This is a genomic window from Pseudomonas sp. GW456-L13, from assembly GCF_017350115.1.
Taxonomy (GTDB): domain Bacteria; phylum Pseudomonadota; class Gammaproteobacteria; order Pseudomonadales; family Pseudomonadaceae; genus Aquipseudomonas; species Aquipseudomonas jessenii.
The window spans coordinates 2,548,882-2,575,668 of sequence record NZ_JACNAS010000001.1 but is presented as its reverse complement, the minus strand read 5'-3'; the positions used below and the strand labels follow the sequence as shown (position 1 = coordinate 2,575,668).

The 26,787-nt window shown below is 61.9% G+C and carries 24 protein-coding genes and 1 pseudogene; 13 read left to right on the top strand and 12 right to left on the bottom strand.

Annotated elements, in window-relative coordinates; translation table 11 throughout:
• The first annotated feature begins 178 nt into the window (after positions 1–178).
• Together J4D25_RS11675 and J4D25_RS11670 are read left to right on the top strand one after the other, a co-directional pair.
• The gene (locus J4D25_RS11675; protein ID WP_057712153.1) at positions 179–1,498 is read left to right on the top strand and encodes a type VI secretion system Vgr family protein; all 1,320 of its coding nucleotides are present in this window, start codon (positions 179–181) and stop codon (positions 1,496–1,498) included.
• On the top strand, positions 1,495–2,295 hold the full coding sequence (locus J4D25_RS11670; RefSeq protein ID WP_057712152.1) for a DUF4123 domain-containing protein: 801 nt from the start codon (positions 1,495–1,497) through the stop codon (positions 2,293–2,295). Before J4D25_RS11675 ends, J4D25_RS11670 begins: the two co-directional genes overlap by 4 nt.
• Before the next feature lie 31 nt (positions 2,296–2,326).
• Here J4D25_RS11670 and J4D25_RS11665 read toward each other — a convergent pair whose 3' ends face one another.
• Both J4D25_RS11665 and J4D25_RS11660 read right to left on the bottom strand, forming a co-directional pair.
• Positions 2,327–3,676 (bottom strand): MATE family efflux transporter, encoded by a 1,350-nt coding sequence (locus J4D25_RS11665; protein ID WP_057712151.1) that lies wholly within the window; start codon positions 3,674–3,676, stop codon positions 2,327–2,329.
• Positions 3,677–3,863: 187 nt separating this feature from the next.
• Positions 3,864–4,157 carry a hypothetical protein gene (locus J4D25_RS11660; protein ID WP_057712150.1) on the bottom strand — a complete coding sequence of 98 codons (294 nt, stop codon included), beginning with the start codon at positions 4,155–4,157 and terminating at the stop codon, positions 3,864–3,866.
• Between the two features lie 155 nt (positions 4,158–4,312).
• On the opposite strand from J4D25_RS11660, the gene J4D25_RS11655 reads away from it, so the two are divergent.
• The 4 genes from J4D25_RS11655 to J4D25_RS11640 are packed head-to-tail and all read left to right on the top strand — an operon-like array spanning position 4,313 to position 6,604.
• Positions 4,313–4,615 carry a MazG-like family protein gene (locus J4D25_RS11655; protein ID WP_057712149.1) on the top strand — a complete coding sequence of 101 codons (303 nt, stop codon included), beginning with the start codon at positions 4,313–4,315 and terminating at the stop codon, positions 4,613–4,615.
• Positions 4,615–5,364, top strand: a complete 750-nt coding sequence (locus J4D25_RS11650) for a methyltransferase domain-containing protein (RefSeq protein ID WP_057712148.1) — start codon at positions 4,615–4,617, stop codon at positions 5,362–5,364. The genes J4D25_RS11655 and J4D25_RS11650 overlap by 1 nt, the downstream gene beginning before the upstream one ends.
• 12 nt (positions 5,365–5,376) lie before the next feature.
• A complete protein-coding gene (locus tag J4D25_RS11645) occupies positions 5,377–5,985 on the top strand; it encodes a DUF4136 domain-containing protein (RefSeq protein ID WP_057712147.1) in 609 nt (202 codons plus the stop codon).
• Between the two features lie 55 nt (positions 5,986–6,040).
• On the top strand, positions 6,041–6,604 hold the full coding sequence (locus J4D25_RS11640; RefSeq protein WP_057712146.1) for a DUF4136 domain-containing protein: 564 nt from the start codon (positions 6,041–6,043) through the stop codon (positions 6,602–6,604).
• Between the two features lie 108 nt (positions 6,605–6,712).
• On the opposite strand, the gene J4D25_RS11635 is transcribed toward J4D25_RS11640, so the two are convergent.
• Positions 6,713–9,481: an ATP-binding protein gene (locus J4D25_RS11635; protein WP_057712145.1), complete on the bottom strand. Its 2,769-nt coding sequence runs from the start codon at positions 9,479–9,481 to the stop codon at positions 6,713–6,715.
• Entirely contained in the window at positions 9,478–9,633 is a 156-nt protein-coding gene (locus tag J4D25_RS11630; RefSeq protein ID WP_198530222.1) for a hypothetical protein, read from the bottom strand. Before J4D25_RS11630 ends, J4D25_RS11635 begins: the two co-directional genes overlap by 4 nt.
• 580 nt (positions 9,634–10,213) lie before the next feature.
• Here J4D25_RS11630 and J4D25_RS11625 point away from each other — a divergent pair.
• Positions 10,214–10,570 carry a DUF6124 family protein gene (locus J4D25_RS11625; protein WP_057712144.1) on the top strand — a complete coding sequence of 119 codons (357 nt, stop codon included), beginning with the start codon at positions 10,214–10,216 and terminating at the stop codon, positions 10,568–10,570.
• A gap of 58 nt (positions 10,571–10,628) precedes the next feature.
• Here the strand turns inward: J4D25_RS11625 and J4D25_RS11620 are convergent, their stop codons facing one another.
• Together J4D25_RS11620 and J4D25_RS11615 are read right to left on the bottom strand one after the other, a co-directional pair.
• Positions 10,629–11,483, bottom strand: a complete 855-nt coding sequence (locus J4D25_RS11620; RefSeq protein WP_057712143.1) for a MaoC/PaaZ C-terminal domain-containing protein — start codon at positions 11,481–11,483, stop codon at positions 10,629–10,631.
• Positions 11,484–11,485: 2 nt separating this feature from the next.
• Positions 11,486–12,838, bottom strand: a complete 1,353-nt coding sequence (locus J4D25_RS11615) for a 3-oxoacyl-ACP reductase (protein WP_057712142.1) — start codon at positions 12,836–12,838, stop codon at positions 11,486–11,488.
• A 223-nt stretch (positions 12,839–13,061) separates the two neighbouring features.
• Between J4D25_RS11615 and J4D25_RS11610 the strand changes: the two genes are divergently transcribed.
• On the top strand, positions 13,062–14,339 hold the full coding sequence (locus J4D25_RS11610) for an acetyl-CoA C-acetyltransferase (RefSeq protein ID WP_057712141.1): 1,278 nt from the start codon (positions 13,062–13,064) through the stop codon (positions 14,337–14,339).
• Positions 14,340–14,729: 390 nt separating this feature from the next.
• On the opposite strand, the gene J4D25_RS27275 is transcribed toward J4D25_RS11610, so the two are convergent.
• Positions 14,730–15,458: a methyl-accepting chemotaxis protein gene (locus tag J4D25_RS27275; RefSeq protein WP_373423037.1), complete on the bottom strand. Its 729-nt coding sequence runs from the start codon at positions 15,456–15,458 to the stop codon at positions 14,730–14,732.
• A 129-nt stretch (positions 15,459–15,587) separates the two neighbouring features.
• Positions 15,588–16,676, bottom strand: a pseudogene (locus tag J4D25_RS27270) (cache domain-containing protein); the annotation flags it as partial.
• A 447-nt stretch (positions 16,677–17,123) separates the two neighbouring features.
• Between J4D25_RS27270 and J4D25_RS11600 the strand changes: the two are divergent.
• The gene (locus tag J4D25_RS11600; protein ID WP_057712139.1) at positions 17,124–18,017 is read left to right on the top strand and encodes a PA4780 family RIO1-like protein kinase; all 894 of its coding nucleotides are present in this window, start codon (positions 17,124–17,126) and stop codon (positions 18,015–18,017) included.
• A gap of 166 nt (positions 18,018–18,183) precedes the next feature.
• Here J4D25_RS11600 and cueR read toward each other — a convergent pair whose 3' ends face one another.
• From cueR to J4D25_RS11585, 3 genes are all read right to left on the bottom strand, one after another.
• Positions 18,184–18,597 (bottom strand): Cu(I)-responsive transcriptional regulator, encoded by a 414-nt coding sequence (gene cueR, locus J4D25_RS11595; protein ID WP_057712138.1) that lies wholly within the window; start codon positions 18,595–18,597, stop codon positions 18,184–18,186.
• Positions 18,594–20,987 (bottom strand): heavy metal translocating P-type ATPase, encoded by a 2,394-nt coding sequence (locus J4D25_RS11590; protein ID WP_057712137.1) that lies wholly within the window; start codon positions 20,985–20,987, stop codon positions 18,594–18,596. Before J4D25_RS11590 ends, cueR begins: the two co-directional genes overlap by 4 nt.
• 193 nt (positions 20,988–21,180) lie before the next feature.
• Positions 21,181–21,564, bottom strand: coding sequence for a hypothetical protein (locus J4D25_RS11585; RefSeq protein WP_057712136.1), 384 nt, complete (start codon positions 21,562–21,564; stop codon positions 21,181–21,183).
• 149 nt (positions 21,565–21,713) lie between these two features.
• On the opposite strand from J4D25_RS11585, the gene J4D25_RS11580 reads away from it, so the two are divergent.
• Both J4D25_RS11580 and J4D25_RS11575 read left to right on the top strand, forming a co-directional pair.
• On the top strand, positions 21,714–21,911 hold the full coding sequence (locus tag J4D25_RS11580) for a heavy-metal-associated domain-containing protein (protein ID WP_057712135.1): 198 nt from the start codon (positions 21,714–21,716) through the stop codon (positions 21,909–21,911).
• 90 nt (positions 21,912–22,001) lie between these two features.
• A complete protein-coding gene (locus tag J4D25_RS11575) occupies positions 22,002–23,198 on the top strand; it encodes a multidrug effflux MFS transporter (RefSeq protein ID WP_057712134.1) in 1,197 nt (398 codons plus the stop codon).
• Positions 23,199–23,616: 418 nt separating this feature from the next.
• Here the strand turns inward: J4D25_RS11575 and J4D25_RS11570 are convergent, their stop codons facing one another.
• Positions 23,617–24,630, bottom strand: coding sequence for a zinc-binding alcohol dehydrogenase family protein (locus tag J4D25_RS11570; RefSeq protein ID WP_057712133.1), 1,014 nt, complete (start codon positions 24,628–24,630; stop codon positions 23,617–23,619).
• Positions 24,631–24,755: 125 nt separating this feature from the next.
• Here J4D25_RS11570 and J4D25_RS11565 point away from each other — a divergent pair, with 125 nt between their 5' ends.
• Both J4D25_RS11565 and J4D25_RS11560 read left to right on the top strand, forming a co-directional pair.
• Positions 24,756–25,685: a LysR family transcriptional regulator gene (locus tag J4D25_RS11565; protein ID WP_057716524.1), complete on the top strand. Its 930-nt coding sequence runs from the start codon at positions 24,756–24,758 to the stop codon at positions 25,683–25,685.
• A gap of 315 nt (positions 25,686–26,000) precedes the next feature.
• On the top strand, positions 26,001–26,735 hold the full coding sequence (locus J4D25_RS11560; protein WP_057712132.1) for a helix-turn-helix domain-containing protein: 735 nt from the start codon (positions 26,001–26,003) through the stop codon (positions 26,733–26,735).
• The last annotated feature ends 52 nt before the right edge of the window (positions 26,736–26,787 follow it).

Sequence of the window (26,787 nt, the reverse complement as noted above, 5' to 3'; positions counted from 1 at the left end):
TTCAGATGACCTGGTGCGGCAATTCTTCTGTTCCAGGCGAAATTTCCAGCATCTTCGACGACCCAATGCATTTGGTCTTCTTTTCGCGTAGGTTATTTCCTAATTTGTATTTCGGCACTCTACTCGGCCATGTCTCTCAGCGAGAATCCCCGGCCGCCCCTCCTGTAGAGAAACGCCGATGTTCAATCCAGTCAGCGAACCGTCATTTCGTCTGGATGTAGCAGGTCTGCCCGATTCCTTAGAGGTCCTGGTCTTTACCGGCAGAGAAGCCATCAGCGAGCCGTTCGTGTTCGACCTGGAACTGCTGATCGAAGACCCGGTGCTTGAGCTTGCCAGTTTGCTGTATCGCCCTGCCTCGTTGCATTTCGGGCCAGCCGGAAGCTACGTGCATGGACAATTGCATGAGCTCGTCCAGCGTGACCACGCCAGCGGACCCCGACTCTGCCAGGTGCGTCTGGGGCCAAAACTGGCTTGTCTGGCCCAGCGCTTCAGCCAGCGAATCTTCAGTGCCCGATCAGTGCCGCAAATCCTCGACCAGGTCCTCAAGGAGCACGGCATTACCGGCAAGGATCGACGTCTGGAGCTAAGTGGCCAATACCCGCCCCGGGATTTTTGCACACAATATCGAGAGTCAGACCTGCAATTTCTCCAGCGACTGTGCGCCCAGGAGGGGCTTCACTACCACTTCGAACACCGGGCCCGCGGGCACTGTGTGGTGTTTGGTGATGACCGGCAGCATTTTCCAACCGGCGAACCTGTGGTATTGCGCAGCGAGGGCGATCGACCGGCGGTGCGGCAGTTCGAACGTCGGCGTAGCGGTGGGACGGCTGTGCAGTGCGTCGAATGCCGGACGGACCTGGCGACCTTGCGCAGCGGTCGACTGATGCCGCTGTCCGGTCATCCGGTTGCCGATTGCAATCGGCTCTGGCTGCTGACCTGCGTTGAGCATTGGGGCAGCCAGGATACGACGACGCCTTACCACAACCAGGCCCGTGCCCTGCACTGGCCGGCACCCATCAAACCGCCCTGTGCGACGATCGAACCAAGGATGCATGGCCCGCAACGGGCGTGGGTCGTCGAGGTCGATGAGCCAAGCCCTGACCCGCAAAGGCCGGTACCGGTGCAATTCGACTGGCTTTATCAGGGCGAAGGGGCGACACCCAGTCATTGCTGGCTGCCCCTGGCCAGGCAGTTGCAGGGTTCGACGTTCACGCCGATACGGGAAGGGACCGAGGTGGTCGTGGGTTTTGTCGAGGGCGATCCCGATCAACCGCAGATAACCGGGGTGCTGCATGCGCCGGCAACGGTCGAGGTGACGGACGCCGACACCCCCCAGCCCGGCTGCACCCATGATGAGGGCCTGGAGCAATGGTTGCGCTCGGGGGAGCCATTGCTGATGTTGTGCCTGCTACCCGGTGGCGGCAGCTTCAACCATTGCGCACAGGCTTTGTGCACCTGTCGTCTGGCGACGCAGCTTGGCCAGAGCTCTGGAGCATGATTGCCACACGTACGCCCGAGGCACCCCCGCAGTGGTTGTTGCTGGATGTGCCGGGCACGCCGCAGGCGGGTGTCACACTTCGGCAAATGTTTGCCCAGGCCCGATGGTTCGGGTTGTTCGAAGGCACAGAGTGGCATGCGCTACATGAACAGGGGCCGGTCCTGGTCGATCTGCGCACCTGCCCGGCACTGGCCGATTTATGCATCGTCGACGGAAAACGCTGGCCCGGATTGCTGGTGGTCAGCGAGGCGGGCGCTTCGTCGTTGCTGGCGCATTTGCGGCGCATGCTCACGGTCACGCTTGGCCTGCACCGGGCCCTTCTGAGTTACTACAACCCAACCACGGCCAGTTATTTTTTCGATGCCTGCGATGCGGTTGAACTGAGTCGCTGGCTAGGACCTATCCACCAGTTACGCTGGTTCGGCGGTAGTTGGGCCGACCGCGCGATGGGGTGTGAGGGCTGGCAGCGCTTGTCCAGCCCGGGGTTGTCGGTCAGCCCGTTGGCAGTCGAGGAAAGCCTCAGCGTTGGACAGCAGGGAAAATTGCAAACCTGCCTGCTCGAGCAGCATGCCTGGCGCTGGAACCGATCCACCGGTGTCGATTTTCCCCGCCTGTGGGCTCATGTGCAGGAGGGGATCGCGCTGGGGTTCAGCGAGCGCCCGGTGCTCGATGGCTGGATATGGCTACGCCTGCAGTATCCCGACGCGGCGCCCGTGCAGCCGTTGCCGGGCGGAACTCAACAGGAACGCCTCGATCACCTGCGAAACCTGTGGCAGAACGATCCACCCTGGCCATGAGGTCGAAATTGATTGTCGGGGCCACGCCCGATCAGTGAATACCGCCGGCGAACCAGCCATCGTTACGGCGCAGGCGCCAGGCGATCATGCCGAGGGTCAGGCTGCGCAGCAGCATGAACAACAGAAAGGTTATCCACAGGCCATGGTTGCCCCCGCCTTGCAGTGCCCAGCCGAAAGGCAGCACCAGCGCCACGGTCAACAGCATGCCGTTGCGCATCTCCCGGGCGCGGGTGGCGCCGATGAACAGGCCGTCGAGCAGGTAACTCCAGACGGCAATCAGCGGCAGTACGGCGAGGTAGGGCAGGTAGATGAACGCGGTGTCGCGCACACTTTGAATGTCGGTCTGCATCTCGATGAACAGATGCCCGGCGAACAGAAACAGCGCGGCAAAGCCCAGACTTGCGAACAACGACCAGCCACCGGCCACCACCAATGAACGGCGCAGGGCATCGCGGTTACGGGCGCCAAGAGCATGTCCGCACAGGGCTTCGACAGCGTGGGCCAGGCCATCGAGGGCGTGGGCGGTCAGCAGCAGGCCATTGAGCAAAAGAGCGTTGGCCGCGACCGTGGCGTCGCCCAGCCGTGCGCCTTGCACCGTGATCAGGAAGAACACCGATTGCAGTGCCAGGCTGCGGATGAAGATATCGCGGTTGACCGCCAGCAATGGCCGCCAACTCTGCCACAGCGCCAATGCCGCCCAGACGATATGCCCGGGGTAGGCGCGCAGGGCTTTGCGGGTCATCAGCAAGCCGATCAGTGCGCCGGTCCATTCGGCAATCACCGAGGCCCGGGCAGCACCGACCACACCCCATTCCAGGCCGAGGACGAACCACAGGTTCAGGGCAATGTTGACCAGGTTGGTACTCAGCAAAATCGCCAGGGGTGCCCGGGCATTCTGGGTGCCGAGGAACCAGCCGACCAGTGCATAACTGGCGAGCGCCGCCGGCAGGCCGAACAGGCGGGTATGGAAGAACTCGCGGGTCAGCTGATCGAGCTCAGCCGACGGTTGCATGAAATGCAACGCGACCCCGCTCAAAGGCACGCCCACCGCACCCAAGACCACGGCCAGGCCGATGGCGAGCAGCAGGCCCTGCAACAGAATCTGCCGCAAGGCGGCACCATCCCCACGCCCCGCTGCCTGGGCGGCGAACCCGGTGGAGCCCATACGCAGAAAGCCCATGGCCCAGGCAAGGAAGGTGTACAGACTGGCCCCAACCGCGACGGCGCCGAGTTGATGGGCGTGGGGCAGGTGACCGATGACGGTGCTGTCGACCAATGCCACCAGCGGTACGGAAATGTTCGAGAGAATCATCGGCGCGGCGAGTGCCCAGACCCGGCGATGGGTAGGGCGGTCGCGCCAGTCGGCGGTCAGGTTGGACATGCAGGCTCCTTGGAGGAGCGGGCATTGTAGCGGTGAAAACGGATTAGCTAAGTGAGCTCAATTCATAAAAGACCAGAGATCCAATGTGGGAGCGAGCTTGCTCGCGATAGCGCTCTTTCAGTTGAATCAATTTTTGATGTGCCGACGCCATCGCGAGCAAGCTCGCTCCCACAGGTGTTCGGTGGGGTCAATGGATGATCCAGCTGAGCAACCACAGCCCCAGCACCAACCAGATGAAACCCATGATGAACGACGCATTGAGAAAGGCGCGGATCGCTGACCACAGCAGGATCAGGCCGAGGATCAAGGTCACGATGCTGATGACCGAGGTATCCATGCCCAGCGCCTGGGACAGGCCTTCGATGAAATTGCTGCTGGCGTTGCTCAACAGATTGAACAGACCACTGAGGCCATCAACGATGAAGCGGATGATCGAGCCGAGTACCTGGCCGAGCCATTCGGAAAAACCTTCTACCTGCATGAAGTGAACGTCCTGTTTAAAGAGAATTGAGTCTTGGGCTGTCGATCAGGCTGCCGAGTTCCCACAAGCATAGAGGGTTGCACAGAGAACATGCATCTTCTGCCCTTGCCTTCACCTGTGATCCCCCTGAAGCTATACGTCTTCAGGAGAGCCCGATGAACCTTGTTGAACTGACCGAACGCCTGCACGCCATCCGTGACCGCAATGACTGGCGGCAATTTCACAGCCCGAAAAACCTGGCCATGGCCGCGAGCGTGGAAATGTCCGAGCTGGTGGAAATTTTCCAGTGGCTGACCGAAGACCAGTCACGCCAGTTGCCGGCGGACAAACTCGCCCACGCCGGGCAGGAAGTCGGTGACATCGTGCTTTATCTATTGCTGCTGTGCAGCGAACTGGGCCTGGACATGGACGCCGTGGTGCGCAACAAACTGGCGGACAGCGAACGGAGGTTCAACTGATGAGCGACCGTCATTTCGATCAACTGGCGACCCGTTTCGCCGAAAAAATCTACGGCGGTGCCAAAGGCGCGATCCGTCTGGCGGTGTTGCAGGCCGATCTGGCCGAAGTCTTGCCCGACCGGCCGCTGCGCGTGCTGGACATCGGCGCCGGGCTTGGCCACATGTCGTTGTGGCTGGCACAGCGCGGCCATCAGGTGACCCTCGCCGAGCCTGCCGAGCCGATGCTCGAAGGCGCCCGCCAGCGTTTTGCCGAAGCAGGGCAGAGCGCCACGTTCATTCAGGCACCCTGGCAGGAGCTGCTCGGGCAACTCACCGAACCCTACGACCTGGTGTTGTGCCACGCCGTGCTGGAATGGCTGGCCGAACCCCACGCCATCCTGCCGGTGCTGCATCAGCTGACCAAGGCTGACGGCTGGCTGTCCCTGGCGTTCTACAACCGTGACGCGCTGATATATCGCAACTTGCTCAAGGGGCATTTCCGCAAGATGCGCAAGAACGACATGGCCGGCGAAAAGCAGAGCCTGACCCCGCAACAGCCCCTTGATCCGCGTGAGCTGGCGGCGCAACTTGAAGGTCTGTGGCAGGTCGAAACCATGAGTGGCGTGCGGGTTTTCCACGATTACATGCCGGTGGAATTCCAGGCCCGCGCCGAGCTGGCGGACCTGCTGGAAATGGAACTGGCCCACCGTCGTCATCCGAGCTTTGCCGGGCTTGGACGTTACTTGCACTGGATCTGTCGGCCTGTCTGATCGGAGCACGCAATGAAAAGTCATTCAGGTGTACTGGTGTTCTGCCTGGGGCTGGCTGCCTGTCAGGGCAGCAACCCCTATGTCGCCACGTCCAACCCATTGCCACCGGCGCCGCCCCAGGCCGCCAACACCTTTGACCGCAGCGCTTACCCGGCAGCCCCCCGTGACTATGGGCGCTACCGCAGTTGGGCCTGGCTCGACGGGCATCTGCCGCCGGGCACCGCCTGGGCCGACTCGGCACAGATCGCCGAAGCGGTCAGCAATGCGCTGGATCAACGCGGCTTGCGCCCGTTGCACGACAATCGCCCGGCCGACCTGTTTGTCAGCGCCGACCTGCGCCTGGAAACCCGTTTGCGCCAGGTACAGGACGACTATTACGGCGGCGGTTATGGTGGCTACAACGGCTACGGCCCTGGGTATGGCGGGTACGCCACCGTACCTGTCGTTCGTACCTATCAGGAGCAAGTCGTGGTGGTTCAGGTGGATATGTTTGACGCCAGGAGCGGCCAGCCGGTGTGGAGCTCCAGCGCTGAAACCGGCAACCGGGGCAGCGAAAGCGAGCGGGCCGATGCCATACGGGAGGCTGTGAAAAAGGCAATGTCGGCGTATCCTCCTAGTTAGCTTCTTGTAGATAAGAAGCATTCCGCAGGATCATGCCTTCAACCGGAGACTCATCATGTTCCGCCGTTTTGTTTTACTGGCAGTGGCCGCGCTGCTCAGTGCCTGCGCCGCCAACCAGGTCAATCATGACTTCGACGCCAGCCGCGACTTTGCTGCCTATCGCAGCTGGACCTGGAAAGAACCCGCCCTGCAATACCGTCCCGACGATCCACGGATCAAGAGCGACCTGACCGAGCAGCGCATCCGTCAGGCGGTTGCCGATCAACTGGATCAGCGCGGTCTGCGCCCGGCCGCCGCAGGCGCCAAGGGCGATTTGAATGTGCAGACCTACCTGATTGTCGAAGAGCGGCAACAACAGGTGACCACCAATTACGGTGGCGGCTGGGGTAACCCGTGGTATGGCTACTACGGCGCCCCTATGTATAACGAAACCCGCAACGTCAGCTACAAAGTGGCGACCATCCAGATCGACCTGCTCGATGGCAAGGACGGCAAACTGGTGTGGCGTGGCAGTGACGAACAGATACTCAGCCGCACGCCGAACCCGACGGATCGTCGCGATGCCATCTGGGAAACGGTCACGCGGATATTGGCCAACTACCCACCGCACGCATCCTAGAGTCAGCCAGTCTCTCAACCCCTGTGCCCTACAGGGGTTTTTATGCCTGGCACTGGCAAGCCTGGGGATCGACCTGAACAAAGTCGAGGTGGGTGCCAACCTCGGTTGTCACTCGGGACGCCCATCCCTGGTGATCTGATCCGGCAGCACAATCGGCAGTTCTATGCAGAAACGCGCACCCTCGGTGGAGTTCCTGACGCTCAGCTTGCCGCCCATGTTCTCGACAATGTCATAGCTCACCGAAAGCCCCAGACCGGTGCCGAAGCCCACCGGTTTGGTGGTGAAGAACGGCTCGAAGATCCGCTCCAGCAAACGCGGGTCGATACCGCCGCCGTTGTCCTCGACCCACAGGCGTACCGAGTGTGTATCCCGTTCGGTGTACAGCGAAATCCACGGCTTGAACCCGGGCAGGGTTTCGCGCTTGCCGAGCAACGCGTCCCGAGCGTTGACCATCAGGTTGATCAGTACCTGTTCAAGCTGATCGACGTAGCCGCGTACCTGCACTTCAAAACCGGTCTCGCTGATGCGCAGGTCGACGCCTTTGTCGCGTAGGTCCTCGGACAACAGTGACAGCGTGCCTTCGATGGCCTGGACCGGGTTGAACGGTTGCTGCTCGGTTTCCGAGCGGCGGCCGAACACCCGCATGTGGTCCACCACCCGTGCGGCGCGCTGCACTTGCGTGTCGATGCGCGTGAGCTTGTCGATCAGGTAATCGACCTGTACGTCGCCGTTGTTCAGGCGCTTGAGTACGTTGACGATAGCCATGCGCATCACGTTCAGCGGCTGGTTGATCTCATGGGCCAGGCCGGTGGCCATTTCTCCGAGGGTGGCCATTTTCGCGCTTTGTGTGAGCTGCTGCTGCGCGCGCCGCACCTCGGTGTTGTCGCGCCCCACGGCCTGGACCTCGAGCAACCGGCCCTGTTCATCGAACACCCCACGATCGGACCAGATCCACCAGGCGTGTTCGCGGCCGGGCAGTTGTAGGTTGATCTCGGCGGTGCTGACCGGAAACTCGGGGCTCAGTCGGTTCAGCCGCTGGATGAATGCAGTGCGCTGTTCCCCGGACATCCAGTCGCCCAGATTCACCCCCGGCAATTGTTCGGGCGCCAACTCCAGACAGGTGGCCAGCGGGCGGTTGCCGAAGGTCAGGGTCAAGTCCGGCTGGTAGCGGCAGATCATCGCCGGCGAGTCTTCCACCAACATCCGGTAGCGTTCTTCACTCTGCCTGACCTGTTCGGTGGCCAGGGTCGCTTCGGTGATGTCCAGCCACAGACCCACGGCTTCCACCGGCAGGCCGAGGTCGTTGCGCAACAACTTCGCTTCATCCAGCAGCCAGTGATAGTCGCCGTGACTGTCACGCAACCGATAGCGGGCGCGCACCGAGCCTTCACGCAGCAACAGCCGCGTGCGCTCGAAATACTGCAGTCGGTCGTCGGGATGCACCCGCTCCCCCAGCGCCCCGGGTGCGCAGTCGGCGAGGGTCCAGCCGAGCAGTGGCAACAGGCTGTCGCTGAAAAACACCGGGTGCAACGTACCGTCGACATAGCGCTGTACGTAAATCACCGCCGGAGAGCTGGCGATCAGATTGTCCAGGCGTGCATGGGCGGCGATGGCGCTCTGTTCCTGGTTCTTGATGTCGCTGATGTCGAGCATGAACCCCACCAGACGACGGTTTTTTCCCGCGCCCAGAGCCTGGCCTTGCAGGCGATACCAGGCGGGTGCGGGCGCACCGTAGGGGCGATACAGGCGCACGCACAGCAGCAGGGGAGTGCCAGTCTCCTGCAAGTCTTGCAGGCAGATGCGCAGCTCTTCGCGGTCGGCGGGATACACCTGATCGAGCCAGTCCTGCATGGATAAACGCGACATTCCAAGGTTCAGGGTAGTGGCCAGCGAAGGTGCCAACTGAACCTCGTCGCTGTCGCTGAAAACTTCCCACCAGCCTGTTCCCAGCAAGGCTTGCAGCGATTCCAGGCGTTCCAGTTGCAGGTGATGACGGTGCTCGCGCAGGCGCCCGAGCAAGGGACTGGCGAGCGCGGCGGTGATTTGTAGCCAGTCGCGTTCCGTGACATCGGGGGCGCGTTTTTGCGCTGTGAAGAAACCGCACAGCAACCAGGCGACCACCCCTTGCGCATCATGATAGGGCACGACGAAGCCATCGGTATTGCCGAACGTACCTTGCAGGCGCGGGTGTTCGCGCGGGGTCAGGTGCTGCGGAGCCGAGCCGCTCAAACTGTCCAGCCCCGTGCCCAGGCGTTGACCGTTTTGCCACAGTTGCGGTGCATCCGGGGCCGCGTAGTGCTGTTGAATCTGCCAACCATGTTCCTGCTCATCGAGCAAGGCGAGGGCAATGCAGGGGATCTGAAAACGCTGGGCCAGGCTTTGCAGTTGCTCGGTCAGCACCTCGGGCAGGCGCGTCAGGCTGCACAGGCGCAACTGTTCGGCGATTTGCTGCGCCAGCACCTGGCATTGTTCGCGGTTGCGCGATTGCAGGCGCTCAAGCAGCAGGTCGCCGATGTCCAGCATCTGCAACAACCAGGTATCGGCCAAGGGCTGCACCCAGCCGCGCAAATGCAGCGGGGGGCCGTTGAGGCTGTAGAAGTCCAGGTCCAGGGTTTGCCCCTGCCAGTCCGCCGGCGAGCCTTCGATGACGAGGCTGCTGTGGGGCAACAGGAAGTCGAACAGATGCGGTGCCTGCTCGCTGGGGGGGTGCTGGGCCAGCAAGTGCCGCAGCGGACCGCTCAGTTGAACGACACGCCCCTCGGCATTGAGCTGCATCTGCAACCCGAAACTGTGCACCCGCGGTGCCTCTTGCGGTTCCGGCGGGGGCGGCGGATGGCGATGGAGCAGGCGCCCGAAGAGTTTGTCCCCGGCACTCAAAATTGCAGGCTCGCACTGGTCGTGAGGGTCGCCGGCAGATTCGGTACCTGTCCGATGCCCGGCAGGTTCAGATGAATGGCGGCGGTCAGCAATCCCAGGGCAAACTCATTCGCGGCGGCACTTTTTTGTTTGTGGGGGAGGCTGGCTTTCATGAGTGCGTCTACCTTGACCATCACTGAGTAATGTCAGCATAGAATCATTCCGCCAAAACGGAGGTTTGGGTTGTGTACATATCCATTTCTTCGGCAACGGCCACTTATGGTTCCGCTCTTAGCGGGTCACTTTTGGCTGTGGGAGCGAGCTTGCTCGCGATGGCGGCCTGCCAGCCGACCGAAATCTTGCAGGTGTACCCAATCCACTGTGGGAGCGAGCTTGCTCGCGATGACGCCCTTTCAGCCAACACATTCCTGTGTAGTTTTCCTCAAGTCCCGAGGAAACCTCCGACACGTTTTTCAGGTTGTCCGTCGGAAGTGCGATCTCTAGCCTTTGTCGGTCGCTGCAAATTCAGTGACCGGGCTGTCGCGGCCTTTCAGTCTACTTGGTGCATAATCCACCGGCTTAAACCGGAGCGCTTCGGTGCTTGTCGTTTGATGTAATGGTGGCTGTGCGCGGGATACCTTCGGGTATGCCGGGTTTCCAAGTAGCTCGGTCCGCGACCCCGCGTACAGCTGCCACCCTTGATTGCTGTCGCGGCAATCAGTGGCAGTTCCATCCCATACTTGGAGCTTCACCATGTTCAAACCCACCCCGAATCCCCCCGAAACCGACGACGTTTCCCCCTACCAATCCCCTCACTCAAATAAATTCCACGAAGCCGCCGACCGCGCCCTCGATCACTACCTCAATCCGCCCAAGCCACCTGCCGTTCACAAACCCAGCACTCTGTTCGTCATCGCCCCGGACATCGATACCGAGACCCTGCTGGCCCACGCCTGTGAGTCGCTGGCGTCGGCGAGTGTGATGGCGAGTGATTTCGCAGGTTTTCTGGAGGGCTCGCAGCGCAACACCCTGCTGGGGATTGCGCAGGTGATCATGCTGGGTGAGCTGGCGGTGAACCGGGCGTTGGATAATCTCGATCCGCAAAACTAACCGCGGAGCTTTTGTGGCGAGGAGCCAGCGCCCTCGCCACGTCGAGGTATCAGCTTTCTCAGGCAACCGGCCGCCAATGCCCGACCATATGCTCCAGCTCCCCGACACCCACCAACTGAAAATCCCCGCTCGGCCCTGGCGCACTGGCCAGTAACGTCACCTCACTGGGCAACCGTACCGGTTTCTTGAACTGCACCGCGATCTCGACATTCGCTACAGGCAGATGCCCGGCCAGCGCAGCCAACGTGCGTGCCTTGTTCCACAGGCCATGGGCGATGGCGGTCGGGAAGCCGAAGAGTCGGGCGCTGGCCGCGCTGAGGTGGATCGGGTTGTAGTCGCCGGACACCTTGGCGTATTGCCGGCCGATGTCCGAAGGCGCTTTCCAGTGCTCGACTTCGCTCAGGGCCAGGCTGGATACCAGGCTCTCTTCGAGCGGTTCACCCTCGAGTTTGACGCCGCGACAGAGCATCCGGCTTTCTGCTTCCCACAACGGCCCCAATTGATCGTCGAGGGTGGTCAGCAGATCGAATGTTGCGCCTTTGGCGTGGGGTTGCAGGTTCTGCACTTGCACGCTGACGTGCACCCGATTCACTCCACCCATGGGACGCAGTACACGAACGCGATTGCTCAGGTGAATCAGACCCAGTAGCGGGAACGGGAAGTCCCTGGTCGTGAGCAGTTGCATCTGCAAGGCAAACCCGAGGATGTGCGGGTAGGTCGGTGGCAGCAGGCCGTTGTCGGCGAAACCACAGACCTTGCGATAAGCCGCCAGGCGCTTGGGATCGGCTTCGACCCAGCAACGCAAACCCGAATCGGGTAGGGTGGTGCCCGTGATTTTTCGCCGTGTCGCCGCTCGTGCGTACAATCCCGGCAGGCCGGGTTCGCGGTTGAGTGTGTGCCAGTCGGTGATCATCCTTAAGCCCCCAGAACGCTTTGCCCGCATACGCGCAACGCTTGCCCGGTAAACGCGCCGGTGCCCGGTTGCGCGAGCCAGGCCACGGCCTCGGCGACGTCCTGCGGCAGGCCGCCCTGGCCAAGCGAACTCATGCGGCGTCCGGCTTCGCGCAGGCCGAAGGGAATGTGCGCGGTCATCTGCGTTTCGATGAAGCCCGGTGCCACGGCGTTGATGCTGATGCTGCGTTCGTGGAGTAGCGGCGCCCAGGCTTGCGCCAATCCGATCAACCCGGCCTTGCTCGCCGCGTAATTGGTTTGCCCGCGATTGCCGGCGATGCCGCTGATGGACGCCAGCAGGATCACCCGGCCGTTGTCGTGCAGGGCGCCGCTGTCGAGCAGGGCTTTGGTCAGTATTTGTGGCGCATTGAGGTTGACCGCCAGCACCGCGTCCCAGTATTCCGGGGTCATGTTGGCCAGGGTTTTATCCCGGGTGATGCCGGCGTTGTGCACCACGATGTCGAGACCGTCGGGCAGTTGTTCAATCAACTGCGCGGCGGCGTCTTCGGCGCAGATGTCGAGGGTGATGGTGCGCCCGCCGAGGCGTGCGGCGAGGGCTTCGAGATCGGTTTTGGTCGGCGGCACGTCGAGCAGGATGACGTCGGCACCATCGCGGGCCAGGGTTTCTGCAATGGCGGCACCGATACCGCGCGCCGCACCGGTGACCAGTGCCTTGCGCCCGGCGAGCGGGCGTGTCCAGTCGGTGACGGGCGTCAAACACGGACTCAAGCGAATGACCTGCCCGGACACGAAGGCGCTTTTCGGTGAGAGGAAAAACCGCAGTGGGCCTTCCAGTTGCCCCTCGGCACCTTCACCGACGTAGATCAATTGCAGGGTGCCACCGCTGCGTAACTCCTTGGCCAGTGAACGGCTGAAACCTTCCAGGGCACGCTGGGCACTGGCGGCGAACGGGTCGCGCAAGGTTTGCGGATCGCGCCCGAGAATCACCAGGTGCGCACAGTGGTCGAGGTTTTTCATCAGCGGCTGGAAAAACTCGCGAAGTTGCTTGAGCTGATCGGTGTGCAGCAGGTCACTGGCGTCGAACACCACGGCCTTGAGTTTCGGTCCAAGGCCGGGAATCCAGGCCGTGGCCATCGAAGGCTCGGTGCTGTAGCTGTAGATCGCGTCGGTCAGACGGTTGGCGAAAGCGCTGACGTGTTCGGCCAACGGCCCGCCTCCAATCAGCAGGGCGCCTTCTACAGGTCGCAACCGGCCCGCTTGCCAGCGCTCCAGTCTGGTCGGTGTCGGCAACCCCAGGGCGCCGACCAGGCGATGGCCGATGGACGAATTGGCGAAGTCGATATAGCGGTCAGACATGGAACACGCTCCGAAAGCTGGGGATCAAAGTGTGGACCATGAATGGCGATCAGTCGTTCGATCCACGAGATAAGGCCTACGCTTGGTTACAGTGTAGGAGCGAGCCTGCTCGCGATGGCGGTGTATCAGCCAACAACGATGTTGAGTGTGCCGGCCCCTTCGCGAGCAAGCCCGCTCCCACAGGGGGCTGTGTTCGGTTCAGATCATTCATCAGGAGCTTTTCATGACCCAACTGCACCGCGTCGCGATCATCGGCGGTAACCGGATTCCCTTCGCCCGCTCCAACGGCCCCTATGCCACGGCCAGTAACCAGGTGATGCTCACCGCCGCCCTCGAAGGCCTGATCGAACGTTACAACCTGCACGGCCAGCGCATTGGTGAAGTGGTCGCCGGGGCGGTGCTCAAGTTGTCGCGAGACATGAACCTCACGCGCGAGTGCGTACTGGGTTCGCGACTGTCGCCCGCCACTGCGGCCTATGACATCCAGCAGGCGTGCGGCACCGGGCTGGAAGCGGCACTGCTGGTGGCGAACAAGATTGCCCTGGGCCAGATCGATTGCGGCATCGCCGGTGGCGTGGACACCACCTCGGATGCGCCGATCAGTGTCAGCGAGGGCCTGCGCAAAATCCTCCTGCAAGCCAACCGCGCGAAAACCACCGGCGACAAACTGAAAACCTTCCTGCAATTGCGTCCCAAACATCTGATCCCCGAATTCCCGCGCAACGGCGAGCCGCGTACCGGGTTGTCCATGGGCCAGCATTGCGAGCTGATGGCCCAGACCTGGAACATCCCTCGACAGGCACAGGATCAATTGGCGCTTGAGAGCCATCAGAAACTGGCGGCGTCCTACGCCGAGGGCTGGCACAACGACCTGATGACACCGTTCCTGGGCCTGACCCGCGACAACAACCTGCGCCCGGACTCCACGCTGGAAAAGCTCGCCGCGCTCAAGCCTGCCTATGAGAAAAGCGCCAAGGGCACCCTGACCGCCGGCAACTCCACGCCACTGACCGATGGCGCGTCACTGGTGCTGCTGGGCAGCGAGGAATGGGCCAAGGCACGCGGGTTACCGATTCTGGCCTACTGGCGTGACGGTGAGGCGGCGGCGGTGGATTTCGTCAACGGTGCCGAAGGGTTGTTGATGGCGCCGGTCTACGCCGTACCGCGCTTGCTCGCGCGCAATGGCCTGACCTTGCAGGACTTCGACTACTACGAAATCCACGAAGCCTTCGCCGCGCAAGTGCTGTGCACCTTGAAGGCCTGGGAGGATCCGGAGTACTGCAAAACCCGTCTCGGGCTCGATACGGCGCTGGGCTCGATCGACCGCAGCAAGCTCAACGTCAAGGGCAGCTCACTGGCGGCGGGGCATCCGTTTGCCGCCACGGGCGGGCGCATCGTCGCCAACCTGGCGAAGTTGCTGGATGCGGCGGGCAAGGGGCGGGGGCTGATTTCGATTTGCGCGGCGGGCGGGCAGGGCGTGACCGCCATTATCGAGCGTTGAACAGTCGCAACTGTAGGAGCGAGCCTGCTCGCGATGGGGTCATCAGCTTCAACATCCATGTTGACCGATCTACCGCCATCGCGAGCAAGCTCGCTCCCACAGGTTTTGTGCCTGGCTCAGATTATGTGAGCGACACTGAAACCTTGTGGGAGCGAGCTTGCTCGCGATGGGGCCATCAGCTTCAACATCAATGTTGACTGCCATACCGCTTTCGCCAGCAAGCCCGCTCCCACAGGTTTTGTGCCTGGCTCAGATTATGTGAGCGACACTGAAACCTTGTGGGAGCGAGCTTGCTCGCGATGGGGCCATCAGCTTCAACATCAATGTTGACTGCCATACCGCTTTCGCGAGCAAGCTCGCTCCCGCAGGGTAATGGGGTGTGCCGGTTGATCAGGTACGGAACCTGCGCACCAACCCGTCCAGTTCATTGGACAACCCGGCCAGGCTCTGGGAGTCCAGGCGGGCCGAGTTGGCCAGTTCCGCCACCAACTGCGCATCGCCATGGATCTGGCTGATGTGCCGGTTGATGTCTTCAGCCACCTGATGCTGTTGTTCCGCCGCCGTGGCGATCTGGGTGTTCATGTCGCGGATCACGTCCACCGATTCGCGGATCTGCCCGAAGCTGTTGCGGGCCTCGCCGATGCGCGTCACCGATTGCTGGGACACTTCCAGGCTGGCGTGCATCTGTTGGGTCACCTGGCTGGTGCGTTTGGCCAGGTTGCCCAGCAGCCCGTCGATTTCCGCCGTGGAGTCGGCCGTGCGCTTGGCCAGGGCCCGCACTTCGTCAGCCACCACGGCAAAGCCGCGTCCCTGTTCACCGGCCCGGGCCGCTTCGATCGCGGCGTTCAACGCCAGCAGGTTGGTCTGTTCTGCGATCGAGCGGATGGTCCCCAGGATCGACTGGATGTCGTTGCTGTCGCGTTCGAGCTGTTGCATCGACTGGGCCGACTGTTCGATTTCCTGGCTCAGGCGATCCACGCTGTTCACCGCCGCATCGATCTGCTGCTGACCTTCGTGCGCCTGGCGCTGGCCACTGTCGGCAGACTCCGCCGCCTGGCTGCAAGAGCGCGCGACTTCGTTGGCGGTGGCGACCATTTCGTGGAACGCCGTGGAGACCATGTCCACCGCTTCACGCTGGCGTCCGGCGGCTTCGGCCATGTCGCTGGAGACCTGAGTCGAACTCTTGGACGTGGCGAGGATTTTGCCCGCCGCGCCGCCGATGTTCTGGATCAGGTTGCGAATCGCCGTCAGGAACTGGTTGAACCAGTTGGCCAGTTGCGCGGTTTCATCGTTGCCACGGATTTGCAGGTTCTGGGTCAGGTCGCCTTCGCCCTGGGCGATACCTTCCAGGCCGCTGGCCACGCTGCGGATCGGGCGCACGATGAGGCTGGCAAAACTGGCGCCGACGATGGCGAAGATGACGGCCAGGACGGCGGCGATGATGGCGATCAACCAGGTCAACTGGGTCGCGGAGCTCATCACGTCGTCCTGTTTGATCAGGCCGATGAAGGTCCAGCCCAGTTGTTCGGACGGCCAGACGTTGGCCATGTAGTGCTCGCCGTTCAGCTCCACTTCCACCAGGCCCTTGCCGGCTTTGGCCAGTTGCGCGTAGCCGTCGCCAAGACTGTTCAGCGGTTTGAAGTTGTGTTCCGGTTGTTTCGGGTCCACCAGGACCATGCCGGTGTTTTCCAGCAGCATCAGGTAGCCGGTTTCACCGAGCTTGATCTGTTTGACGATTTCGGTGAGCTGCTTGAGCGTCACGTCGATGCTGACCACGCCGCCGTTGGTGCCCAGCTTGTTGTCGATGGTGCGCACGGTGCTGACATAGGTCGCGTCATCCTGGGCCCAGTAGTAGGCCTCGGTGCGAAACGGCTTGCCCGGTTTGGCTTGGGCGGCCTTGTACCAGGGGCGCTGGCGCGGGTCGTAGTTATTCAGCTTAGGATCATCCGGCCACGACACATAGCCGCCCGCCGCCGTGCCGAGGATGGCATAGGCGTAGGCCGGGTGGCTGTTGCCCAGATCCTGGAGCAGGGCGAAGACTTTTTTGTCAGCCTCCCCCTGAGGGACGCTTTCGGCGTTGGCGGCCATGTAAGTCTTGAGGCTGTCGTCGGAGTTTCGGATCAGCGGTTGCTTGGCCAGGTAATCGACGTTCTGGCTGATGCCGTCAAAGAACAATTGCATGGCGTTGCTGACCTGACGAATCTCGCGGGCACTGCCGTCGACGAATTCGTCCCTGGCATCACTGCGCAGGTTCAGCACAACGAGGGTGGCGACCAGCACCACGGGCAGGCAGGCGATGATTGCAAACGCCCAGGTCAACTTCTGTTTGATGTTCATCCGCGCTCCAGATTTTCTTGTAGGCCCACGCAGTGCAGATGACTCGCGGTTTTATTGGCAGCCGTAAACGTTCTTGGTCAACCCGGGTCCTTGAGTGCGGCATCGCTATTATTGGGGGGAGCGATTGTCGGACAAATCACTTTGTCACTTAGGACTTCGGCTGTTATCGGAGGAAATTGAGGCCTGTTGGGAAAAATCCTACGGAAGGTATGAACTGTGGTGTCAGCTTCTGTCGCAATTGCCCTCAATGCCTCTGCACAACAAGTGAGGCAGGCTCGGCTATGATCTGGAACGACCATGGCGGTCGTCGGTTTTACCTGATGAGAACGGTACATTGTGTGCATCTGCAATGTTCATAAGTCGGCAACCCCTCCCCCCCGTGAGTGGATTGCCGTATAACGAATGACTTTCGCGTGTTTGGTAATAAAGGACCCACAATAAAAGCTGATGAAGACTCCAAAACGCATTGAACCCCTGATCGAGGACGGTCTGGTCGACGAGGTGCTGCGCCCACTCATGAGTGGTAAAGAAGCAGCTGTTTATGTGGTGCGCTGCGGCAACGAGTTGCGTTGCGCGAAGGTTTACAAGGAGGCGAATAAACGCAGTTTCCGTCAGGCGGCCGAGTACCAGGAAGGCCGCAAGGTGCGCAACAGCCGTCAGGCCCGTGCGATGGCCAAGGGCTCCAAGTTTGGCCGCAAGGAAACCGAGGACGCCTGGCAGAACGCCGAAGTGGCGGCGCTGTTCCGTCTGGCCAGTGCCGGTGTGCGGGTGCCCAAGCCGTTCGACTTCCTCGAAGGCGTGCTGCTCATGGAGCTGGTGGCCGACGAGTACGGCGATGCCGCGCCGCGCCTGAACGATGTGGTGCTGGAACCGGACCAGGCGCGCGAGTATCACGCGTTCCTGATTTCGCAGATCGTGCTGATGTTGTGTACCGGTCTGGTGCACGGCGACCTGTCGGAGTTCAACGTGCTGCTGACGCCGACCGGCCCGGTGATTATCGACCTGCCGCAAGCGGTGGATGCGGCTGGCAACAACCACGCGTTCAGCATGCTGGAGCGGGACGTGGGCAACATGGCGTCCTATTTCGGGCGGTTTGCGCCGGAGTTGAAGAAGACCAAATACGCCAAGGAAATGTGGGCCTTGTACGAGGCTGGCACCTTGCACCCGACCAGTGTCCTGACCGGCGAGTTCGCCGACACGGAAGAGCTGGCCGACGTGGGCGGAATCATGCGCGAGATCGAGGCCGCGCGCCTGGATGAAGAGCGCAGGCAAGCCGTACGCGCGGCGGACGATGCGCCGCCGGGCAAGACCGAAGAACCGCCTCCACCGTGGATGCAGTGATCGGTTAAAGAAAAACCCGGCTTCGGCCGGGTTTTTTGTGCGCCACCCAAATCCCCTGTAGGAGCGAGCCTGCTCGCGATGACGTCGGCACATCCAACATTGATGTGTCAGATACACCGCTATCGCGAGCAAGCTCGCTCCCACAGGTTTTTACGGTGACCTGCAATCACGATGGGGCCGGGGTGACACAACACCCCGACTCCAGACTCTTGAGAATCGGGCAATCCGGCCGATGATCGCCCTGACAGTGCTCAACCAGGTCCTGCAAGGTGTCGCGCAACTGGCCGAGTTCACGGATCTTCTGGTTCAACTCATCGATGTGCTGGCGGGCCAACGCTTTCACATCGGCGCTGGCGCGCTGGCGGTCTTGCCAGAGGGTCAGCAATTTGCCGACTTCTTCCAGGGAAAACCCCAGGTCCCGCGAGCGCTTGATGAACGCCAGCGTGTGCAGGTCGTCTTCGCCGTATACCCGGTAGCCGCTGTCGGTGCGATGGGCTGCCTTGAGCAGGCCGATGGACTCGTAATAACGGATCATCTTTGCGCTCAGGCCGCTGTGGCGGGCCGCTTGGCCGATGTTCATCGGTTGTCCTCCAGGTCCTTGGGTTTCCAGGTTTTCAACAGTAGCGCATTGCTCACCACGCTGACGCTCGACAACGCCATGGCCGCACCGGCCAACACCGGGTTGAGCACGCCAAACACGGCCAGCGGAATGCCGATCAGGTTATAGACGAAGGCCCAGAACAGGTTCTGCCGAATCTTGGCGTAGGTCTTGCGGCTGATCTCCAATGCGGCCGGCACCAGTCGTGGATCGCCGCGCATCAGGGTGATGCCGGCCGCGTGCATGGCGACGTCGGTGCCGCCACCCATGGCGATGCCGATGTCGGCGGCGGCCAGTGCCGGGGCGTCGTTGATGCCGTCACCGACCATCGCCACCACCCCGGTCTGTTTCAGTGCGGCGACCGTGGCGGCTTTGTCCGCCGGCAGCACTTCGGCATGCACATCGTGGATGCCCAAGGCCTGGGCCACCACGTTGGCGCTGCCACGATTGTCGCCGGTCAGCAGATGGCTGCTGATGTTTCGTGCGCTCAGTTGTTGCACCGCTTGCAGTGCGCCGGGCTTGAGGGTGTCACCAAAGGCGAACAGGCCCAGCACGTGGGTTTCGGGGGATTGTTCGATCAGCCAGGACAAGGTCCGGCCTTCTTTTTCCCACGCGATCGCCGAGTCGGCCAACGGCCCGGCACTCAAGCCGCTGTCTTCCAGCAGACGCCGATTGCCCAGCGCCAGGCGACGCCCTTCGAGGTTGCCGGCGATGCCGCGACCAGTCAGGGACTGGCTGTCGCTGACATCGGCCACCTTCAGTCCACGCTCGGCACAGGCATCCAGAACAGCCTTGGCCAACGGATGCTCACTGCCGCGTTGCAGGGCGCCGGCCAATTGCAGCAGGCTCGCCTCATTACCGTCGATGGCACTCAGATGAGCAATGCGCGGGGCGCCGGAGGTCAGGGTGCCGGTCTTGTCGAACACCACCGCGCTGACCTCATGGGCTCGCTCCAGTGCTTCGGCGTCCTTGATCAGAATTCCGTAACGTGCCGCCACGCCGGTGCCGGCCATGATCGCCGTCGGTGTGGCCAGGCCCAAGGCGCATGGGCAGGCGATCACCAGCACCGCCACGGCATTGATCAGTGCGGTTTCCATCGGCGCGCCATACAGCCACCAGCCGATCAGGGTGGCCAGGGCAATCAGCAGTACGGTGGGCACGAACACCTGGCTGACTTTATCCACCAGTTTCTGGATCGGCGCTTTTGCGGCCTGGGCGTCTTCCACCAGCCGGATGATCCGCGCCAGCACGGTTTCCGCACCGAGGGCCTGGGTACGCACCAGCAACCGGCCTTCACCGTTGATCGCGCCGCCGGTGACTTTGTCGCCGGGCTGCTTGGGCACCGGCAGGCTCTCGCCGCTGATCAGGGCTTCGTCGGCGTGGCTCTGGCCTTCAACCACTTCGCCATCCACCGGGAAGCGTTCGCCGGGTTTGACCATCACCAGGTCATTGAGGCGCAGGGCGCTGATGGCGACGTCTTGCTCGTGACCATCGGTCACCCGAATCGCCCGTTCCGGACGCAAGGCTTCGAGGGCTCGAATGGCGCTGGCAGTCTGGCGCTTGGCGCGGCTTTCCAGGTACTTGCCCAGCAGCACCAGGGCGATCACCACCGCCGAGGCTTCGAAATACAGATGTGGCATGCGCCCGGCGGCGGTGGCCCATTCGTACAGGCTCAAGCCATACCCGGCGCTGGTGCCCAGGGCGACCAGCAAATCCATGTTGCCGGCCCCCGCGCGCACGGCTTTCCAGGCGGCGACGTAAAACCGTGCGCCGAAGATGAATTGCACGGGCGTGGCCAAGGCGAATTGCGCCCAGGCCGGGAGCATCCAGTGCACGCCGAATGGCTGTAGCAGCATCGGCAATACCAGCGGCAAGGCGAGGGCAATGGCGATGATCAAGGCCAGGCGTTCGCGGTGCAGGCGCTGTTGCTGATTGTCGGTTGGCGGGTGTTCGGCTTCCCAGACGCTGGCGCTGTAGCCAGCCTTTGTCACAGCGGCGATCAAGGTCTGCGGATCGATCTGGCCAAGCAGTTCAAGGTGGGCGCGTTCGTTGGCCAGGTTGACGCTGACGCTTTTCACTCCAGCCACCTTGCCCAGCGCACGCTCGACGCGACCGATGCAGGATGCGCAGGTCATGCCGTCGATGCTCAATTCCAGGCTCTGTTGCGGCACGCTGTAGCCGGCCTTGGCCACGGCATCTATCAAGGCCGGCAAGCTGTTGCCGGGTGCCTGAACCCGCGCCTGCTCAGTGGCGAGGTTGACGCTGACGGCACTGGCGCCAATGACTTTGCTCAAGGCGCGCTCGACCCGCCCGGCGCAACTGGCGCAGGTCATGCCGGCAATCGGCAGGTCGAACGTGGTGGATTCGGACATCGGTCGCACTCCCTGTAGTAGATGACCACAGGATCAACCTTGCCATGCTGGCAAGGTCAAGCGCCAATCTTAAACGTGCCGCTGATCCCCTGTGGGAGCGAGCTTGCTCGCGATGGCGGAGTACCGGTCAACAGAGTTGTTGAATGTAACGGCCTAATCGCGAGCAAGCTCGCTCCCACAGGGGGTATAGATGTCAGTAGCCGAGACCGGCGCGCTTGAGGTACATCCCTTCCTGCGTCATCGCGATCCGGTACTTGAGCACATCGCCAGCCTTGAGCTGGATATCCTGCGAACCCGGCGCGAGCATGCCCGGATTGCAACCCGGCATCTGGCCCGGCAGCAGTTTCAGGCGTAGCGAGACGATGCCCGGCGGCAGGTTGAACGAGGTGCTCTGTTCCTGAAACAGCCGCGCTGCCAGTTGATCCTGGATGTACACGCCGATTTCGCAACTGGTCGCGACCTCCAGGCGCTCGCGGGAAATGATCAGCACGCCATAATCCTGACTGGCAGCATTGGCCGAAGGCACGGCGGCGAAAAGGCTGAGAAAGCCAAACAGGCTGAAAACTGACCAGCGCATGGCTGAATCTCCTGAGTTCGAGTCATTGATGGACGCAGCTTGGCCGAGCGTCGCGCCGATTGCCAGCCCGGCAGATCACTTCAGAACTTGACCTTGCCATGGTGGCAAGCTCGAAACTGGGTTCAACCCTCGGAAAAAGGAGTCATCCCATGCAAGTGTTCAACGTCGAAGGCATGTCTTGTGGTCACTGTGTCAAAGCCATCACCCAGGCGCTCCAGGCCAAAGATCCGGCAGCCAGTGTGCGAGTCGATCTGGCTGCCAGGGAGGTCGGTGTCGAAAGCGCGCTGACCGCCGAGCAGGTGATCGAGGCGATCAGCGAAGAGGGTTACGGCGTCAAACTGGCCTGAATTTGATAGTTAGCGAGCTACCGGAATGTTCAAGGCGTCCGTGCGCGGCTAGACTGTCGGGCTGCCGACTTCTGCCCCACTGGATGCCTGATGAACTTCCGTACCATTCTGATTCTCGGCGCCTTGAGCGCTTTCGGTCCGCTGGCGATCGATTTCTACCTGCCGGCCTTCCCGGCCATGGCCCTGGCTTTCGGCACGGACGAAAATCATGTCCAGATGACGTTGGCGGCCTACTTCCTCGGCTTGTCCATCGGTCAGTTGGCCTATGGTCCGGTGGCGGATCGTTTCGGGCGACGCATTCCGTTGCTCATCGGTGTCGGTTTGTTCACCGTTGCTTCCGTGGCGTGCGCCTATGCACCGAACCTGGAATGGCTGATCGGCGCGCGTTTCATCCAGGCGTTGGGCGGTTGCGCGGGGATGGTGATTTCCCGGGCGGTGGTCAGCGACAAGTGTGATGCGGTGGGGTCGGCGAAAGTCTTTTCGCAACTGATGCTGGTGATGGGACTTGCTCCCATCCTTGCGCCATTGCTGGGTGGGTTGTTGGTCAACACGACAGGCTGGCAGTCGATTTTTCTGGCCTTGACCGGTTTCAGTGCGCTGGCGGGGCTGGCGGTTGCGACGGGCTTGCCGGAAAGCTTGCCGGCCCACATACCGCGTCAACCGCTGTCGGGTGCGCTGCGTCAGTACGGTCGGTTGCTGGCCGACCCCATATTTCTTGGCCATGCCTTGACCGGGGGCATCGCCATCGCCGGGATGTTTGCCTACATCGCCGGTTCGCCCTTCATCTTCATCAAGCTCTACGGCGTTGCGGCCGAGCATTTCGGCTGGCTGTTCGGCATCAATGCGGCAGGCTTCATTCTGGTGGCGCAGGTCAACGCGCGGTTACTGGCCAAACGTGGCCCGATGTTTTTGCTGGCGCGCGCGGTGTGGGTTTATCTGGCGGCCGGTTTGACCCTGCTCGCTGTCAGCTCTCTGCACACGGCACAATTGTGGCCGCTGCTGATTCCATTGTTCATCTGTATCGCCAGCCTCGGTTGCATCAGCCCCAACGCGGCGGCTTGTGCGATGAGCGGGCAGGGCGCACGGGCCGGCAGCGCGTCGGCGCTGCTCGGTTGCCTGCAATTCAGCGTGGCTGCCGGCGCCTCTGCGCTGGTGGGCGTGTTGCACGACGGCAGCGCCGTGCCGATGGCCATGGTCATCAGCCTGTGTGGAATTCTGGTGGTGAGCGCGGCGGTGCTCACCCGGCGTTTGCAAAATGCCCGGGCGCTGGCGCAAGCCCGGGTTTGAGGCCGGAGTCAGCCGGCTGCGCGCTGCGTGAGGAGGACGGGAATCGGGTGAGGGGCCTGGATGCGGGCTTCAAGGGTACGCGTGAAAGCGCGAGCTTCTGCTTCGCTGCGGAACGTCACAGCATGTTGGTCAAGACGGACTTGCCACTGGGATTTTGCCAGTTCTTTTATCAGGATCTTCACAGCTGATCACCTCTCGTAAAAGACGTTACGCAAAAGAATGCCTCGCAGGAGATTCGATTGTAGTCCCGTACACGGTCACCATTGTGACAAGGATCAACTGTCTGACTGACGGTTTGTAACTAAAAAAAACACGGCTTTTCGAGGGCGCCCACAGAGGTTGTCCGCGACCGGAGCGTCCCGGTCGCAGACGGAAAACAGCAGAAAGCGATGAAATCAGTGGCGGTTTTTTCAGCGCTTCAGAACCCTTCCAATACAATCTTGCCCTTGGCTTTGCCGCTTTCCAGTAGGGCATGGGCACGGCGCAGATTGGCCGCGTTGATCGTGCCGAAGTGTTCGCCCATCGTGGTTTTCAGTGTCCCGGCATCGATCAGCCAGGCGACGCGATTGAGCAGGTTGTGCTGTTCGATCATGTCCGCGGTTTCAAACAGTGAACGGGTGTACATGAACTCCCAGTGCAGTGACAGGCTCTTGCGCTTGAGCTTGGTCACGTCCAGCGACTTGGGGTCATCGATCAGCGCCAGTTTGCCTTGGGGCGCCAATGCCTCCACCAATTGGTCCAGATGCTGGTCGGTCTGGGTCAGGCTGGCGACGTGAGTAACCTGGTCCACACCGGCACGCTTGAGTGCTTCGCTCAGTGGCTGGCCATGGTCGATCACCAGGTCAGCGCCCAACTCCTTCACCCAGCTTTGGGTTTGCGCACGCGAAGCGGTGCCGATGACTTTCAGGGCCGTCAGTTGGTGAGCGAGCTGCGTAAGAATCGAGCCCACGCCACCTGCCGCGCCGACGATCAACAGGCTCTGGCCTTCATCGGTTTTGCCTTCGCGCACTTGCAGGCGCTCGAACAACAGTTCCCATGCCGTGATCGCGGTGAGGGGCAGGGCAGCGGCTTCGGCGAATCCGAGGGTCTTGGGCATGTGGCCGACGATGCGCTCGTCCACCACATGCAACTCGCTGTTGCCGCCCGCCCGCGCGATGGAGCCGGCGTAAAACACCTGGTCGCCGACCGAGAACAGCGTCACCTCACTGCCCACGGCCTTGACCACACCGGCCACGTCCCAACCCAGCACTTTGGCCGCGCCGCCTTCGGGCTGGACGTTCTGGCGCACCTTGGTGTCCACCGGGTTGACCGAGATGGCTTTGACTTCCACGAGCAAGTCGCGGGGGCCGGCAACCGGCTCTGGCAGCTCTATGTCTTGCAGAGCCTTGTTGTCGCTGATCGGCAACGAGGCGTAGTAGGCAATGGCTTTCATGGGCGACTCCTGAACACTAATAAAGAAGGGATTCGATGGGACAGATGATTGGCTATTTCTCCTGAAGATAAAACCGGCTAAAAGAGCAGTCTCTTTCATTTTTTTTTTGATAATCGGTGTTCTTGATGCTGCGTTTCGATGACTTGCAGTTGTTTGTCCGGGCGGCGGACCTGGGCAGCCTGTCCGCCGCCGCGCGGGGCATGGACATGTCGGCGGCGGTGGCCAGTGCGGCGCTCAAGCGCATCGAACAGCAACTCGGCGCCCGTTTACTGGCCCGTTCTACCCGCAGCTTGCGCCTGACCGCCGAAGGCGAGGGCTTTCTTGAATATGCCCGCGCGGCCCTGAGCAATCTCGACGAGGGCCGGCGATTGCTGGCCAGTGGTCAGGACCAGGTCAGCGGGGTGCTGCAACTGTCGGCGCCATCGGACTTTGGCCGCAACCTGCTGCTGCCCTGGCTCGACGAGTTTCAACGCGAGCATCCGAAACTCACCGTGCGCCTGCTGCTGGGGGACCGCATTGCCGACCTGTTTCGCCAACCGGTAGACATTGCCCTGCGCTACGGTGAACCGGAGGACTCCAGCCTGGTGGCGCTGCCCATCGCCCCGCAGAACCGACGGGTGTTGTGCGCCGCTCCCGGCTATCTGGCCCGGCATGGCGAGCCGCGGCAGCTGGAGCAACTGGCACAGCACAATTGCCTGTTGTACATGCTCGGCAGCCGGGTCCACGATCACTGGAGTTTTCACGACGGCAAACGCGAAGTCAGCCTGACCGTCAGCGGCGATCGTTTCAGCGACGATGCCGATGTCGTGCGCCTATGGGCCGTGGCAGGTGCCGGGATCGCTTACAAATCCTGGCTCGATGTGGCCGCCGATGTACTGGCCGGCCGCTTGAAGGTGCTGATGCCGGAGCTGCTGTGTGAGCGCGCACCGTTGAATCTGTTGTGCGCCCATCGCGCACAATTGAGTAAGCCGGTGAACCTGTTGCGTGAAATGCTTGCCAGACGATGCGCCCTTTTGAGCAGTCAATTTCCAGGCTTTTCGGAAATCGATCATTAGTCGCACGAAAAAAGAGAAATTTCCCTCAGGAACGATCACCACCTACGCCGGGTGGAGGAAAGGATCCGCCGACCAACCCGCATATACTAGCGCCCTCATCATGTAAGTAGCGTCGATCCCCAATGGTGGGTCCACGTTCGAGTCGGCCCGGCTGCACGGTCATCCTTCTGGCCTTCGCAGCATCGGCCGGGCAGCGCAAATGGTTGAGCAAGGCGTTGCCGGGCTTATGGCAGTTTCCACGGATTGGCCGACGACATATTACTGGTCAAGATTTCTCTGGGCAGTAGACGAAACGATTCAACAGGGAGTGAATACATGGAACATGCACCTTGCATCAGCCAGATCGCCACGTTGCTGGCTGACCCAAAGCGCAGCGCAATGATGTGGGCCTTGATGGATGGTTCGGCGCGAGCAACCGAAGAGTTGGCATTGCTGGCCGGCCTGTCATCGTCGTCGGCCAGTGCACACTTGGGCCGTTTGTCCGCCGGAGGTCTGCTGAAGGTTGAAAACCGCGGCCGCAAACGCTTCTTCCGCCTGGCCGCTCCCGAGGTCGGAGCGGCAATCGAAGCACTGGCCAGCGCGACCTTCGCCAGCGCACCCCAGGATATTCCGGACGTATTCAAGCGCAATGCACCTCTGGTCAAACCCCGGGTGGTGCGGTCACCATTGTTGAGTGCCCGACTGTGCGACGATCATTTGGGGGGCACCCTGTCGGCCGATCTGTATCAGCGGCTGCTGGAGGCGGGCTGGATCGAACACTTTGATCAGCGGGTCACGGTCACGCTCAAGGGCGCGACAGAGTTGGCGGCACGGGGAGTGTTCATCCAGGCGCTGGCCCATCACAACGGCAGGGTTGCCTGCGCCTGCCCCGACTGGAGCGAAAGGCGCCCGCACATGGGCGGCTCGCTGGGCGCGGCATTGTTGCAGCTGTTCATGCAGTCGGGGTGGTTGAGCCTGCCCAACGATTCCCGAACCTTGCAGGTGACGGCCTCCGGGCAACGGGAAATTCATCGCTTTGCCAGTGAGTCCGAACTGGAAATGGCGTTGTAGGAGCCGGCTTGCCGGCGATGGCGGCCTCTCATCCAGCATCAATACTGGAGGT